At 65.0% G+C, this 15,270-nt stretch carries 11 protein-coding genes and 2 pseudogenes; 6 read left to right on the top strand and 7 right to left on the bottom strand.

Features of this window, described 5'->3' with window-relative positions:
• Nucleotides 1-3: 3 nt before the first annotated feature.
• Nucleotides 4-1,200, bottom strand: a complete 1,197-nt coding sequence (locus tag ACTOWL_RS05505; RefSeq protein WP_441320190.1) for a cupin domain-containing protein — start codon at nucleotides 1,198-1,200, stop codon at nucleotides 4-6.
• A 49-nt stretch (nucleotides 1,201-1,249) separates the two neighbouring features.
• Here ACTOWL_RS05505 and ACTOWL_RS05500 point away from each other — a divergent pair, with 49 nt between their 5' ends.
• Nucleotides 1,250-2,038, top strand: coding sequence for a GntR family transcriptional regulator (locus ACTOWL_RS05500; RefSeq protein WP_441320189.1), 789 nt, complete (start codon nucleotides 1,250-1,252; stop codon nucleotides 2,036-2,038).
• Between the two features lie 109 nt (nucleotides 2,039-2,147).
• On the opposite strand, the gene ACTOWL_RS05495 is transcribed toward ACTOWL_RS05500, so the two are convergent.
• From ACTOWL_RS05495 to ACTOWL_RS05470, 6 genes are all read right to left on the bottom strand, one after another.
• Entirely contained in the window at nucleotides 2,148-3,734 is a 1,587-nt protein-coding gene (locus tag ACTOWL_RS05495) for a GMC family oxidoreductase (RefSeq protein WP_441320188.1), read from the bottom strand.
• Nucleotides 3,735-3,853: 119 nt separating this feature from the next.
• Entirely contained in the window at nucleotides 3,854-4,969 is a 1,116-nt protein-coding gene (locus ACTOWL_RS05490; RefSeq protein WP_441320187.1) for a LacI family DNA-binding transcriptional regulator, read from the bottom strand.
• Between the two features lie 105 nt (nucleotides 4,970-5,074).
• The gene (locus ACTOWL_RS05485) at nucleotides 5,075-6,637 is read right to left on the bottom strand and encodes a GMC oxidoreductase (RefSeq protein WP_441320186.1); all 1,563 of its coding nucleotides are present in this window, start codon (nucleotides 6,635-6,637) and stop codon (nucleotides 5,075-5,077) included.
• Nucleotides 6,638-6,849: 212 nt separating this feature from the next.
• Nucleotides 6,850-8,163: a histidinol dehydrogenase gene (gene hisD, locus ACTOWL_RS05480; RefSeq protein ID WP_441320185.1), complete on the bottom strand. Its 1,314-nt coding sequence runs from the start codon at nucleotides 8,161-8,163 to the stop codon at nucleotides 6,850-6,852.
• 99 nt (nucleotides 8,164-8,262) lie between these two features.
• On the bottom strand, nucleotides 8,263-8,970 hold the full coding sequence (locus tag ACTOWL_RS05475) for a hypothetical protein (RefSeq protein ID WP_441320184.1): 708 nt from the start codon (nucleotides 8,968-8,970) through the stop codon (nucleotides 8,263-8,265).
• A 70-nt stretch (nucleotides 8,971-9,040) separates the two neighbouring features.
• The gene (locus ACTOWL_RS05470) at nucleotides 9,041-10,852 is read right to left on the bottom strand and encodes a thiamine pyrophosphate-binding protein (protein ID WP_441320183.1); all 1,812 of its coding nucleotides are present in this window, start codon (nucleotides 10,850-10,852) and stop codon (nucleotides 9,041-9,043) included.
• 400 nt (nucleotides 10,853-11,252) lie between these two features.
• Between ACTOWL_RS05470 and ACTOWL_RS05465 the strand changes: the two are divergent.
• From ACTOWL_RS05465 to ACTOWL_RS05445, 5 genes and pseudogenes are all read left to right on the top strand, one after another.
• Nucleotides 11,253-11,375: pseudogene (locus tag ACTOWL_RS05465) on the top strand (NAD(P)-binding protein); the annotation flags it as partial.
• A gap of 5 nt (nucleotides 11,376-11,380) precedes the next feature.
• A pseudogene (locus tag ACTOWL_RS05460) lies at nucleotides 11,381-11,521 on the top strand (GMC oxidoreductase); the annotation flags it as partial.
• Between the two features lie 38 nt (nucleotides 11,522-11,559).
• Nucleotides 11,560-12,744: a Gfo/Idh/MocA family protein gene (locus tag ACTOWL_RS05455; RefSeq protein WP_441320182.1), complete on the top strand. Its 1,185-nt coding sequence runs from the start codon at nucleotides 11,560-11,562 to the stop codon at nucleotides 12,742-12,744.
• Complete coding sequence (locus tag ACTOWL_RS05450) at nucleotides 12,741-13,583, top strand: sugar phosphate isomerase/epimerase family protein (protein WP_441320181.1); 843 nt, start codon at nucleotides 12,741-12,743, stop codon at nucleotides 13,581-13,583. Before ACTOWL_RS05455 ends, ACTOWL_RS05450 begins: the two co-directional genes overlap by 4 nt.
• Nucleotides 13,580-15,256 carry a GMC family oxidoreductase gene (locus ACTOWL_RS05445; RefSeq protein ID WP_441320180.1) on the top strand — a complete coding sequence of 559 codons (1,677 nt, stop codon included), beginning with the start codon at nucleotides 13,580-13,582 and terminating at the stop codon, nucleotides 15,254-15,256. The genes ACTOWL_RS05450 and ACTOWL_RS05445 overlap by 4 nt, the downstream gene beginning before the upstream one ends.
• The last annotated feature ends 14 nt before the right edge of the window (nucleotides 15,257-15,270 follow it).

Genomic DNA, 15,270 nt, shown 5'->3' with positions numbered 1-15,270 from the left:
TCCTTAATCCGCGAGCGGCTGGCTGCCGCCGTTGTCGACGAAGGCTTCCTCGCGATAGAGGCCGAGCGAGTGCATGACCGGCAGGTCGCTGAAGGAGAACAGGCAGGCGTCTTCGCGGTCCGACGCATTGGCATGCTCGTGCCAGGCCCATGACGGCACGCAGAAGATGTCGCGTTCGCGCCAGTCGAAACGCTTGCCGTCGATGACGGAATAGCCGCTGCCCTTGGCCACCTGATAGATGAAGCTGCCGGTATGGCGATGCGCGCTGGTCTTCTCTCCGGGACGCAGCATCTGCATCGACGCACCGATCGTCTGCATAACCGGCCCGCCGGTGACAGGGTTGACGTAGTTCATCAGCACGCCGTCGAAGGCCGAGCCGTCTGTCACCTTCGCGAAGCGCGTCAGCGCCTCGTAGGTCTGATCCCACTCATATTTCAGGAGCGGCGAGTATGCGTGCCCCCAGTCATGCCCTGCCGGGCGCAGGCCGGGATTGCCCCAGGCTCCAGTCATATCGTCGACCGGATGGCCGACCACCTGCCGCAAATCCGGATGCACTGTATAGAAGTTCGCCTCGAGGGCATTGACCAGTGGGATATCCAGGCCGTCCTGCCAAATGCAGGGGCTGCCGTCTTCCGAGACGCCATGCTCGTGCCAAGTGCCGTTCGGCGTCAGCACGAAGTCGTTGGCGCCCAAGGTCATTTTGTGGCCGTCAACCACGGTGTAGGCGCCGGAGCCTTCCATGATGAAGCGCAGGGCCGAGGCCGAATGGGCATGGGCTGAGGCCACCTCGCCCGGATGCATGACTTGCAGGCCGGAATAGAGCCAGCCGACGGCGGCCGACACGTCCCTACGGCCGGGGTTATTCAGATAGATCACCCGGCGGCCGGCCTTCTCGGGTGTGACCAGCTCGACTGAGCGCAGCACATGCTCCCGCAGATCGCCATACCGCCACAGGACTGGGACCGACGACGATTTCGGCTGCCAGGGCTCAATTTTGTTGGCGACCGTCCAGAGCGCTCCCGCCTCAAGCTCCGCAAGCTCGTCGTAATAGGCCAACAGCTCGGGCGTGTCCTCGACGTTCGCGCGCCCAGCGACATTCTCACGGTGATTCTGTCTCGATCCGGACATGATGGCCAGTTCCTTTGCCAGGATGATTTTAGATAACACGCATAATTTTCGAAAGAAAGTCTTTTTGCACATGTTTCACTGTTTCGTGTAAAATCGATCAGAAATGCGAAGGGGAAAGTGCGTGCGGACAAAGCGAAACGGGTCACAGGCGGCCCATCAGTCACAGGAACTTCCGGAGGCAGGAGAGACACTGGCCAACGTCGCATATCGCCAGCTGCGGGCTGACATCGTTTCCGGCGTGTTCGAGCCCTCGCAACCCCTACGCCTTGAACATCTTAAGCAGCGCTATGGATTGAGCTTTTCGCCGCTCCGGGAGGCTCTCAACCGTCTCCAGACGGAGCGCCTCGTCGTCACGGTCGCTCTGCGCGGCTTCTCCGTCGCGCCCGTTTCCGTTGAGGAGATGTGGGATGTGACCGAAACGCGAATCCTGATCGAATGCGAGGCCCTGACGCGTTCGATCCGCGATGGCGACGACGATTGGGAAGCAGCGATCGTCGCGGCCTTCCACGCGCTCGATCTGCAGGTGCGCCGCCTTGCGACGACTGCCGGGGGGCATGAGGCCGATGATCTCTCGGCCCTTGAAATCCGCCATCAGGAGTTTCATCGCAGCCTGATCAACTCCTGCGCGTCGAGACGCTTGCTGGGTCTGGCTGATCAACTGTACGTCGAGACGCAGCGCTATCGGTTACCGGCCCTGGTGGGTAGGCTACCAGATGCCTTCCGTGACGTGGCGCTAGAGCATCGCCAGTTGATGGAGGCCGCACTCGCCCGTGATACCGCGAACGCCCAGGAACTGCTCGCCGCCCACTACCGCCGCACGGCCCGGTCCATCGAAACGCAACAGTTCGATGCCACGCAAATCAGGAAACTGCCGGAAATCCGCGGCTCGGTCGCAAAAGACGCCAAGTAGCGCAGCAACCGGTGGAATCGGCTGCTGATCCGCGTCGCGGACTCCTCCGGACCGGACATCCGCGTCGGCGCAGCCGGTCCCGAAACCGGGGCTTCGCTGGCAGGGAAAATCAACCTTCGCCGCGAATGAGGTCGGCCGCCTTTTCGCCGATCATGATGGCGATGGAGTTCGTGTTGCCGGAGATCAGGTTCGGAGCGACCGAATTGTCGGCAACGCGAAGGCCATCGACGCCGCGAACCCTGAGTTTGGCGTCGACGACCGAGATCTCGTCCGTGCCGATCCTGCAGGTGCCGACAGGATGGAGGGCGGCATGCGCTTCCTTCCTCACGAAGGCGCGGTATTCGTCGAGGCTGTTCAAGGGGGCGGCCGGCACGTACTCACGCCTGATGTGCCTGGCGATCACCGGCTGGTGCATGATCTCGCGGCCGAAGCGTATGGCTTCCGCCATGGTGTCGACATCAGACTGTTCCTGCATGTAGTTGGGCCGGATGACCGGAAAATCTCTTGGATCGCCGCTCCTCAGCTTCAGGTGGCCGACCGACTTGGGACGTGTCTGGCAGACGTTGACGGTGCAGCCGTTGCCCCCGGGAACGCCGTCGACGCCCTCGTCAATGCCCGCTCCCGGCATGAAGCAATACTGCACGTCCGGCCTCCCCTCGGACAGCGGCGTCTTCCAGAATGCGCCGCCCTCGACGATATTGGCGGTCACGGGCCCGCTGCCGAACAGGATGTATTGCAGGCCGGCGGCAAGTTGCCTGTGCCAGTTCTTGTATCTGTCGTAGCTGAAGGCGGAGTTGAGCTCGCTCAGCATCGATACTTCGACATGGTCCTGCAGGTTCCGGCCCACGCCCGGCAGATCATGGAGGACCGCAATGCCATGAGAGCGCAGGTCTTCGGCAGGTCCGATCCCGGACAGCATCAGAAGCTTGGGGCTGTTGATGGCACCGGCTGATACGACAACCTCGCGATCCGCCCGCAGCGACCGGAGCCTGCGGCGATCCAGATACTCGACGCCGACCGCACGGCGGCCCTCGAACAGGATGCGAAGAACGCGGCAGCGCGTCCTGACCTGCAGGTTTTGCCGTTTCCGGGCCGGTTTGAGGTAGGCGACCGCTGCGCTCGAGCGGCGGCCCCTCCGGGCCGTGATCTGATAGAGCCCGCAGCCGAACTGGTCTCCGGCGTTGAAGTCCGGGTTCCAGGGCAGGCCGGCCTGCTGGCAGGCCTGCAGCCAGACCTTGGAAAGAGGATGCGTGAAGCGCTGGTCCGATACCGCCAGAGGGCCTTCCACGCCATGGAACTGGTTGCAGAACCGATCATTGCTTTCGCATTTGCGAAAATGGCGCATCACCGCGTCATAGCCCCATCCCGCGCCGCCGGAGGCTTCCCAGCTGTCGAAGTCGGCCCTTTGACCGCGCACATACACCATGGCGTTGACCGAGCTGCCGCCGCCCAGGACCCGGGGCTGCACCATGGTCGGGTTCGCCGCTCCCGTATGGCCTGGCAGCGGCTCCCAGGGGTAGCGCTCGAGCAGGTTGCCCTGGGCGGTCTTGTAGAACGCGACCGGCATGTGAATGTACGGGCTGATGTCGCTCGGGCCTTCCTCGAGCAGCGTCACGGTCACGTCTGGATCTTCGCTCAACCGCGAGGCGACGACGCAGCCGGCCGACCCGCCCCCCACAACGATATAGTCTGCCACCTCACGCTCCCCTGACCAGAAACTGCCCTGCGGCTCGTATCGGATCCGCGCGTGCCCGGATGCATGCGGATTGTGCCCGCATGTAGGGCACGGATTCGTCCGTGGCGGGCCGTCCGCCTTCAGGATCGGCGAGCCGGCCCGTCGTCCGTCGGCTTGCCGGGGAACGAATTCCGGAGCACCAACGTGCCCGGAATGCGAACCTCGGAAATCGGCGCGTCCGGCTTCCTCTCGAGAAGCTCGAACGTCGCCTCGATCATCTGGTCGACCGGTTGCCGCATCGTGGAGAGTGAGTAGGCGGCCCACCCGGCGCTCGGGATGTCGTCGAAGCCCACGATGGACACGTCGTCAGGCACCGCCATGCCGGCTTCCTTGACCCGGTCCATGACGCCCATGGCGATCACGTCGTCCGCGCAGAACACCGCCTGGACCTTCGGAAACCGCAGCAGCATCCCGCCCGCGTCGTAGCCCCAGTCGTGGTTGTAGGCCCCGTCCAGGGCGACCACGGGCTGGCGACCCGCTTCCGCCAGCCGTTGCAGAAACCCGTTGCGGCGATCGAGGTTCGTCGATGAGCTCGCCTCGCCGCCGATATAGGCCAGGGACGTGAAGCCTGCCCGCAGGAAAGCCTCGGCTACCGCCCGTCCACCATCAACGTTGTCGCACGCGACCGAATTCGCGGAATAGATCGTCGAATATCGGTTGAGCATGACGGTCGGAATTTTGTGCTCGACCAGACGTCTCGCCATCTTGGACGAAAGCGATGCCGTCAGCATGATCACCGAACGCACCTTGTATTGCAGAACGGCGGGAAGCAGTTCGTCGATGTCGCGCCCGCCCGATGCGTTCAAGAGCAGGACTTCGTAACCGAGCGCCTGGATCTTCAGCGTCAGTCGATCGAGAATATAGGGATAAAATGGATTCATGATGTTGGCGACAACGAGGGCCACCATGTTCGAGGATCCGCTGACGAGCGTCCTCGCGCCCATGTCCACGACATAGCCGAGTTCCTCACTGGCCTTCATCACCTGCTCGCGGATCTCCCGAGAAGCATGGCCGCCGGTCAGAACGCGCGATACGGCTGCCTGCGATACCTTCGCCAGCTTTGCAACATCACGCTGCGTCGGCGGGGTCCGGGCCATGGGTTGCGTTCCGGGCTGATCCGGTTCCGACTTGTCCGGCGTGCCGTCCCGCCTGTCCATTGGCAGTTCCCCTTTTTGCAGGAAGGACGACAGACGCATGACGCGAAGCCGAACTTGCAGGCGTCCTATAACCTAGCACCCCTGCCGCAAGGTAGTGCACCGCTCCGAGGACGCGGCCCGCGGCGCGAGCTGTCGCCGAGGTGTTCATGCGCTTCCATCGTGCATTGTCTGTCCTGAAGCCTCCGAAGGAGGACTGGCTCGCTTCAGACCGAAATCCTCGGCCAGCATGTGGTCCGCCGTCCTCAAGGCCTGCGCCGCAATGGTCAGGGCCGGGTTGACGGCGGCCGAAGACGGAAAGAACGAAGCATCGACGACAAACAGATTGCGGTGGTCGTAGGAGCGGCAGTGGGGGTCGAGAGCGGCGGTTGCTGGATCGTCGCCGAAGCGAACGGTCCCGCATTGATGGGCCGTCGCGTGAGCCGAAAGAGACTTGGTCAGCACGATCGGGAAGCCGCCGCGCTGCAGGGCGCGCTTCATCTTCGCGACCAGGCGATCGTGCCCCTGCATATTGTTCGGGGTCACCGCGAGCTTGATGGTTCCGGCGCTGAGGGTGACGCGGTTCTCGGGATCCGGCAGGTCTTCCGACAGGACCAGCCAATCGATGCTGTGTCGGGCCATTTCCGATCCGACGAAGCGCGGCAGGTAAGGAATGTCGGCCGACAGCATGCCGCCCTGGAGCTTTCCGAGCATCTGCACCTGGCCCATGGGATAGGGGTACGAGGTGTCGCCGAAATAGAAATCGTTGATCGCCAGGGTCTTCTGGAAGGCGGATCTGTTGTAGTGGTGGGAAAGACCCATCAATGCCGACTGATTGTGGGTCATGTAATGCCGGCCGACGACGCCCGAGCTGTTGGCCGCCCCGTTCGGCGCTGCGGTGCTCTCCGATCGCAGCAGCAGGGCCGCGCTGTTCACCGCATTGCAGGATACGACCACCAGCCCGGTGCCGAGGACCTTCCTTTCGCCGGCGTGGTCGACCTCGACACCGATGACGCTGCGCCCGTCGGGACTCAGCAGAAGCCGCCGGGCGACAGCTCCCGTCAGCAGCTCGACACGCCCCGTGGTGAGGGCGGGTTCGACCAGGCGGGTTTCGGCGTCGTTCTTGGCGCCGAGCTTGCAGGGGAAGCCGTCGCAGGTCTGGCACAGGATGCAGTTGCCGTCCGGTCCCGAATTGACCGCCAGGGGCAAGGCCGATGCGGAAATTCCCTGCTCCCGCAGGCGATCGGCGAACGCCGCGACGACCGGCTCGGAGCGGATCGCGGGAAAGGGATACGGCTTGCGGCCCGCGGGAGCCGTTCGATCCCCGCTGTCGTCACCATGCACGCCGAAGATGGCCTCGGCTTCGTCGTAGTACCGCTCGAGGTCGGTGTAGCGGATCGGCCACGCCGGCGACACGCCATCGGCATGCTCCAGGGCTTCGAAGTCGCGCTCGCGGAGCCGGAACATCGCGGCGCCGTAGAATTTCGTCGACCCACCGACGTTGTAATAGAGCCCGGGGTCGAACGGGGCGCCTCTGCGGTCCAGCCACGTCTCCTTCGCCTTGTATTTCTTGTCGAAGAAGACTGTCTGCACGCTCCAATTCTGATCCTCGCGCGGGACGAAACTGCCGCGCTCGAGAAGCAGCACCCGCACTCCGTGCTCGGCCAGGCGTCGCGCGACGGTGCCGCCGCCGACACCGCTGCCGATAATGATCACGTCATGCTGTGACATTCAGAGTTCCCAGTCGAAGAAGAGCCAGTCGTTCCCACGATAAGCTCGCCGGTCCCGAACGTGCCCGCCGGCCGGGCCTTCAGACCAGCGATACCCCGGGCCGGAAGGGCCTCTCACCGGCGAAACGCTCGACGGACGGCGCCCCCCAGGACGAACCCCGCCCGGAACGACCGGGACATCAGGAGATAGAGGATACCTCCCGGCCAGATGCTTTATTTCAGGACGCCAGCCGGCTCGGCGTATCCCACATTCATGCGGCCATAGCGGCGGACGCGCACATTCGCCTGTTCCGCATGTCCCGCGAAGCCCTCCATGATGCAGAGGCGGGAGCAGACTTCCCCGATGTCGGCGGACGCCTTCTCGGAGAGTATTTTCTGGTAGGTGCAGGTCTTCAGGAACTTGCCCACCCAGAGCCCTCCCGTGTAGCGGGCGGCGCCCTGCGTGGGGAGCGTGTGGTTGGTGCCGATCACCTTGTCGCCATAGGCGACCGTGGTGCGGGGGCCGATGAAGAGAGACCCGAAATTCACCAGTCGGTCCTGGTAGAGCTCGGGGTTGGCGGTCATGACCTGGACATGCTCCGACGCGATGCGGTTGCCCTCGGCGAGCATCTCCTCGTCGGTGTCGCAGACGATGATCTCGCCATAGGTCTCCCATGCCTGTCTGGCGATGTCGCCGGTCGGGAGGATCCTGACCAGCCGATCGATTTCCAGGGCTGTCGCCTCGGCGAGGCGCTGCGACGTCGTCAGGAGGATGGCCGGAGAATTGGCGCCGTGTTCGGCCTGCCCGAGCAGATCCGTGGCGCAGATCTCGCCGTCGACCGTGTCGTCGGCGATCAGAAGGGTCTCGGTCGGTCCAGCGAAAAGGTCGATGCCGACACGGCCGAACAGGATCCTTTTCGCCTCGGCCACAAAGGCGTTCCCCGGGCCCGCCAGCATGTCGACCGCCTCGATGGTCTGCGTGCCGAAGGCCATGGCTGCGATCGCCTGCACGCCGCCGATGCAGTAGATCTCGTCCGCCCCAGCCAGGGCTTGCGCTGCGACGATCTTCTGAGCGACCTGCCCCTTGAACGGGGGGGCGCAGGTGATGACGCGGGCGCACCCGGCCACCTTCGCCGTCAGCACCGACATGTGCGCCGAGGCGAGGAGTGGGTACTTGCCGCCGGGCACGTAGCATCCGACATTCTGGATCGGGATGTTGCGATGCCCCAGGACCACGCCCGGCAGGGTTTCCACCTCGAGATCGAGGAGGCAGGCGCGCTGGGCCTCGGCGAACCTTCTTACCTGCGCCTGGGCGAAGTCGATGTCGCTGCGCTCCTGCGGCGTGAGGCTGGCGACGGCGGCATCGATCTCGGATTCGGTGAGGCGATAGCTCGTCCGGTCCAGCCCGTCGAATTTGATCGCATATTCGCGGACTGCGTCGTCGCCACGGGCTTCGACCTCGCGGAGGATCCCTTCGACCACGGCGGTGACCTCGGAGTTTCGGCCGAGTTCCGGATGCCGGGCGGCAGGTTTGAACTTCCGTATCATCAGATCTGTCCTGACTCAAAGCTCCGCTGGCGCCCACGGGCAGGGCCCGATGCCCTATCGATGGCCAAGCGGATAGTCGGCGTTGCGCGGCCGGCGGTGCTACCGGACCGGATCCTTCGGGTGCAGTTCTATCGCCAGCCAGATGGCATCGGTGTCAGTCCAGCCCCGGTGCCACGGGTACGACCACTCCCGCCTGCCGGTGACCCGGACGATCGGGTCATGGGTGTCACCCGGCGCCGTCGTGATCTCCCGGTACAGCGTGGTCTCGTCGCATTCGTGGAAGATCTGGATGCGCCCGCGCCCATGGATCTGCGTGTGAATCTCCAGGAACGGATGCTCGTTGTGCAGGACGCAGTCGGTCTCGGGCGGCGCCCACCAGAGGTTGAGGCGGATGTCGTAGATGTCGGTGACGTCCAAGTCGGACCGTGTGTTGGCGAACTTGAGCGGATTCACCTCGACCTCGCCGACGACGTCATGACGCGAGATGTAGAGCGGCGTCGTCCTTGGGAGCGTGTCGAGGCGGTTTCCGAACCAATCCCATTCGCCGAACACGATGCCACCGAGATTCGTCCGGTTCGGCACATGGAGGATCGCCGCCCGCTCGGCGTTCGCGATGATCCCGTCGTGGAGGATGGTCGACTTCCACGGCGGGACCACGCCCGGAACCCCGCCGCCGATCACCATGGGCCGGTTCGACAGGTTGACGACGACGCCGGTCGCCCGATGGTTCTCGGCGTCATCGACCAGGCGTGCGGACACGAACTGATCGGAAAAGGCCAGTGGCCGTATCCTGTTGGCTTGCGACATGTCTTCACGTTCCCGCGGCTGGACTGGTCAGGATTGGCTGGACGCGGGGGCTTGGGGCCGGTGCATCGGATCAGAACCCCCGATGCTTCTGGTATTCGGCGCGGAGAGTGCCGAGATAGGCCGGCACGGTGATGTCCCACCAGCCCGTCGGATGCATCTTCGACCAGGGGCGCTCGATCGCGCAGACGGCCTCGACGACATAGGGCTTGCCCGATGCGAGCGCGCGCTTGAGGGCGTTGCCGATCTCCCGGGGATCCTCGACGCGTTCTCCTTCGCAGCCGAGGGAGCGGGCCGTCTCCGCGATGCGGGCCGAATACGCCGAGCCGTCCGGGGTCTTGAACTGGGTGATGATCTCGCGGTCCTCGCCGAACATGTTCAGCTGCAGGTTGCGGATCGCGCCCCAGCCGCCATTGTTGATGACGAGGAAGATCACGGGCGTGCCCATGATCGCCGCTGTCGCGAGCTCGGTTCCCGTCTGCAGGAAGCTGCCGTCGCCCAGGACCGCGCAGACCGGCTGGTTCGGGGCCCCCAGCTTCGCGCCGATGGCCGCGGGAAGGGCGAAGCCAATTCCCGAGAAGCCGCCGGCGGTGATGTGCTGCTTGGGGCCGAAGACCGGGAATTCGTTGAACACCTGGTTCTGGGGGTTGCTGGAATCGGTCACCACGATCGTGTCTCGGGGAAGCACCTTCCGCGCCTCCCACAGCACCTGGGACGCGGTCATCGGGGACACGCCCGCCTCGCGCATCGGCCGAAGGTACTCGACCCATTCCTGCTTCAATGCCTGCAGCCGCGAGAAATAGTCGGAATTCCTGTAGTCCCGGGGCCGGCCGAATGCCTTGAGCTCGCCGAGGATCGCCGACAGGACGGCCTTCGCGTCACCCAGGATCCCGACCTCGACGGGGTAGTTCTTCCCGATCTCGAAGCCGTCGATGTCGACCTGGATCAGCTTGGTCTTTGGGATGTCGAAGGTGACGCCAGGGCGATAGGACGAGGTGATGCGGTCGCTGAAGCGACACCCGATCGCCAGGATCACGTCGGCTTCGCGGGTGCAGGCGTTGCCGGGAATGGAGCCGAGGTCGCCGCAGGCCCAGGCGAACAGCGGATGGTCCTCGGGGATCGCGCCCTTGCCCATGAAGGAGGTGGTGACCGCGGCGCCGATGAACTCGGCGATGGCGACGAGCTCCGCGCTCGCCTCGGCCGCGATCACGCCGCCGCCGGCCAGGATGACGGGACGCTGCGCGGACAGGAGGAGCTTGGCGGCACGGCTGATGTATTCGGGATCGCCAAATGACCGCGCCTGCGTCCGGCGCCCGTCGGAGATCTGGTATTCGCCGGTCGCGAACTCGGCCTGGATGTCCTGCGGCAGGTTGATCAGGGCAGGCCCTCTGCGGCCCTCGAGCATGACGTTGAAGGCCTGATCGAGGACGGTCGGCAGTTGCTCGACCCCGCTCGGCTGCCACCAGCGCTTGACGACGGGTTCGGCCATGCGCGGGAAGTTGTCGCCGTGGGGCCGGTCGAGCTCCTGAAGCACGCCCCGGTTCATCATGTAGGTGTGCACGCCGCCGGTGATCACCAGCTGCGGCATCGAATCGGCGAAGGCGGTGGCCACGCCGGTCAGGGTGTTCGTGGCGCCGGGGCCGATGGAGGTCGCGACCGCCGCGATCTGTCCCGAACTCCGGTAGAAGCCGTCGGCCATATGCGAGGCGCACTGCTCGTGCATCGCGGGCACGAGCTCGATGGCCGCCCTGTGGTCCACGAACGCGTCCAGCAGCGCGGTGTTCCCGTGCCCGGGAATGCCGAACGTATGGGTGACGCCCTCTCGGACCAGATGCTCGACGATCAGCTGACCGCCCGTTCTCGGCTGGTTTGATCCAGTGTCCATTTCTCGCCTCCGATGAGTGCCTGAATACGTATACCGAAAAACCCGTCATGGAAAGTGTGATCTTGAAAACCAGCTAAACTCGTGCTCATTCTACCGCTGAGGATCGCGAAAGTTGCCATCGTCCGGGTGATCTGGGTGCCTTTCCCGTCGTGGACCGGTTGTATCATGTGAGATTTTCGACGCACTCCTTCGGAAATTCGTGCGATCTCGGAGTAATTCCGAGGCATTAAGCCGAATTGATCGAAATATCAAGCGAACTGTGCATTTCCGGTCCGATCTTAATTCACTATGAATACGTATGCAATATTCTTGATTGAAGCAGTTGAACGAATGTCTATCGCAAGCGAGCTATTGTCTTTGTTGCCATGGGATGCCGTTGCTGAGGCGAAAGATGGGAACTATGACGACGTCCGTTGACTATGTGGTCGTGGGGGCAGGCTCCGCCGGTTGCGTTCTCGCGAACCGATTGTCGCGGGACGGCAGGAAGCGCGTGCTGCTCCTGGAGGCCGGCCGGCATGACAACTGGAACGGCTCCGCGTTCGCGGCGTGGAGCGGCTTCGCGTCGTCGACGCCTCGGTCATGCCGACGATCACATCCGGCAACACGAACTCGCCGACGATCATGATCGCCGAAAAGGCCGCGGCGATGATTCTCGCGGACGCACCGTAGGCGGACACCCGCGCAACCAGCACGAAGAGGATGGCCGAATGTTCCAGCTTACCAGCGACATCCCGCGACGCAGGCGATTCCGCGCCGGGATGGTCGGCGGGGGAAGAGGGGCCTTCTTTGCCGGCTGCCATCGCGCGGCGATGCGCCTCTGCGGCCGCTACGAAATCGTCGCCGGTGCCTTCTCATCCGATCCGGCGCTCTGCCGCGAGGCGGGGGATGCATTCGGTCTGGACGCGGATCGCGTCTACCTCGACTTCCGGCAGATGGCGGAGCGGGAGGCCCGGCGCGATGATCGCATCGACGTCGCGATCATCGTCACGCCCAACCACCTCCACTTCGAACCGTGCAGGCTGTTCCTGGAGGCCGGCATCCCGGTGATCTGCGACAAGCCCCTGGTCAATGACCTCGAAGAGGCTCGGCAGCTCGCACGCCTCGCGGACCGGAACGGCACCTTCTTCGCGGTGACCTACACCTACACAGGCTACCCGATGGTCCGGGATGCCAGGGCCCGGATCCGCGACGGGGAGCTCGGCGAGATCCGCTTCATGTATGTGGAGTACCTGCTGGAGTGGCTTGCCGAGGGGCCGCAGAAACTCGGTGCGAAGGCCGCGTCCTGGCGTGTCGATCCGGCGAAGGCGGGGCCGACGGGCGTGATCGGGGACATCGGGACCCACGCCTTCAACATGCTCGAGTTCCTGTCGGGGCAGCGTTGCACCGGCGTGAACGCCAAGCTGACGAATGCCGCGCCGGGATGGGTGCTGGACGACAACGCCGTGGTCCAGCTGGAGTTCGACGGCGGCGCGGACGGCCTGATGTGGGCCAGCCTGGCCGCGCCGGGCCATCGCAACGGCCTTCGGTTCAAGATCGTCGGCAGCAAGGCCTCGCTCGAATGGAGGCAGGAGGCTCCCGAGACGCTGCTGCTCGGCCGGCTCGGCGAAGCCGACATGATCTACCGGCGCGGTCAGCGCGACATGACGCCCGACGGGATGACGGGGGTCAGCCTGCCCGCCGGCAACCCGGAGGGCTATCTCGAGGCGCTGGCCAACCTCTATGTCGACTACGCCGCAGCCCTGGAGGCGGGACCGGACTGGCGGAACGGCCCGGCCGTGCCGGTGACGGATGTTCACGAAGGACTCCGCGGCGTCGCGCTGTCCCAGGCCTGCCTGGAGTCCAGCGGGAAGAGGGCGTGGGTGCGTTTTCCAAGCGAAGGAGGCAAGCGATGACCGGCCCCGCTACATCGCCCGTCAAGGCTGCACCCGAGCGTGCGCTTTCGGTGTGCCATATCACGACGAAGTACATGAGCTTCGAGGACGAGGTCCGGGCCTATGCGGCAGCCGGCCTGAATGGCATGAGCTTCTGGTGGGACAAGCTGACGGCCTACGGCGTGACGCGCGGCGCCAGAGTGCTGCGGGACTCGGGCCTCCCCGCCATCAGCATGGTCGGCGCTCCGTTCCTGGTGGCCGCGGACCCCGGCCAGGCGGCCAATACATTCGAGGACCTCTGTCGGGCTCTCGACGACTGCGCCGAGGTCGGGATCCCCATTCTCGGCGTCGTTCCTGGAAACCGGTATGGCCGCAGCGTCGTCGCCATGGAGGACCTGACGGTCGAAGCGCTGCTGCGCCTGGCGCCTGAGGCGCGGACGCGCGGCGTGACCCTGGCGCTCGAGGCGATCCACGAGCCCTATTTCGATTTCCTGAACACCCTGGCCGACGCCGACCGGCTTGTCCGCAAGGTCGATTCCGCCTCCGTCGGCCTTCTGTTCGACGCTTGGCATCTCTGGCATGAGCCGGACCTGTTCCGGCGCATCGAGGAGACGGGGCCGCGGATCGTCCTGACCCATTTCTCGGATTGGCGCGAACCCACCCGATACCACGACGACCGCCTGCTCCCCGGACACGGAGCCATCCCACTGAAATCCATTCTCCGGAAGGTCAGCGCGAGCGGGTTTCAGGGCTTCTACGATGTCGAGGTCTTCTCCGAGGAAATCTGGCGCGGAGACCAGTTTGATAACCTAATCGCCTGCCGGTCGTTCTTCGACTCCATCTGGGGGGACGAGAGATGATCGGCGACATGACCGTCCTGGACAGGCGATCGGCACCCCCGTTTCATGGACGATCTGCCGACTTCGTGATCGTCGGAGGCGGCTCGGCGGGCTGCGCGCTTGCGGGCAGGCTGAGCGAGGATCCCGGCACGACGGTGGAGGTGCTCGAAGAGGGACCGAGGGACTGGAGCCCCTACATCCATCTCCCCGTCACCTACTACAAGACCGCAAAGGGGCCGCTTCTCGCCAAGTATCCCTATCAGAGAAGCCAGGCCCAGTCGGACGAGTTGAACCCGACCATGGTGCAGGCCCGCGTGCTCGGCGGGGGAAGCTCGGTCAACGCGATGCTGTATGTCCGCGGTGTGCCAGCCGACTATGACGAATGGGCTGCTGCCGGCGCGGAGGGGTGGAGCTACAGGGACGTCCTGCCGTACTTCACACGGGCGGAGGACAATGATCGCTTCTGCAACGACGCCCATGGCGTCGGCGGCCCGCTGGGCGTCTCCGACCAGCAGTTCACGCATCCGCTGACCAAGGTCTGGCTGCAGGCATGCCAGCAAGCCGGCCTGCCCTACAACGACGACTTCAACTCCGGACGGCAGGAAGGCTGCGGCCTGTATCAGATCACGGCCCGGAACGGGCGGCGCTCGAGTGCGGCCGTCGCCTATCTCGGCGATGCCGGACGGCGCCGGAATCTGAGGATCAACACCGGCTGTCGCGCGACCAGGATCGTCGTGCGGAACGGGCGCGCCATCGGCGTCGAATACCGGAAGGGCGACCAGGCATGGGTGGTGCGCGCCGAGCGGGAGGTGATCCTGTCCACGGGCGCGTTCAACACCCCGAAGCTGCTTCTCCTGTCGGGCATCGGACCGGCCGAGCAGCTGCGCCGGCATGGCGTGAAGGTCGTGCACGACCTGCCCGGCGTCGGCCGCAACTACCAGGACCACATGGAGATGTCCCTGGTCTATCGCCTGACGGGGCAGCACAGCTACGACAAGTACAAGCGGCTGGGCTGGCAGGCCTGGGCCGGGCTGGAATACGCGCTGTTCCGGAGCGGCCCGGTGACCTCCAACGTCGCCGAGGGCGGGGCGTTCTGGCGAAGTTCGGGGAACGAGGCCTCCCCGGACCTGCAGCTCTTCTTCCTGGCCGGGGCGGGAGTCGAAGACGGCGTGGACGCCGTACCGGGAGGCAACGGCTGCACCGTCAGCGTCACCCAGACCCGGCCGAGGTCGCGTGGATATGTCGAGCTGCGTGGACCGGATCCCGACCTGCCGCCTCTGATCGTGCCGAACTACCTGACGGATCCGCACGATCTCGCCTGCATGGCGGACGGAGCACGGTTGGCGCAGGAGATCATGGGCCAGCCTGTCCTGCGGTCGTATGTCGCCGGCCCGCACGTGCCGTCCCGCCCTCTCGCCAGCGGGACGGATCTGGAGAATTTCGTGCGCAAGGAGGCCCATCCCGGCCTCCATCCCTGCGGCACCTGCCGCATCGGCCGGGACGACATGGCGGTGGTGGATCCCGAACTCCGCGTCCGGGGCATCGACGGGCTGAGGATCGCCGACGCCTCGGTGATGCCCAACATCGTCTCGGGCAACCTGAATTCCGTCGCGATCATGATCGGCGAACGGGCGGCCGCGTTCGTCTCGGGCAATCGCTCGATTTCAACACGGCAAAGCCAAGCACGGGCCTGACCGGCAAGCCAGCA

Source organism: Inquilinus sp. CA228 (genome assembly GCF_052078665.1).
In the GTDB taxonomy this organism is placed as follows: Bacteria; Pseudomonadota; Alphaproteobacteria; order DSM-16000; family Inquilinaceae; genus Inquilinus.
Note: the sequence above shows the minus strand (reverse complement) of the source record. Positions and strands in the feature narration are given on the sequence as shown.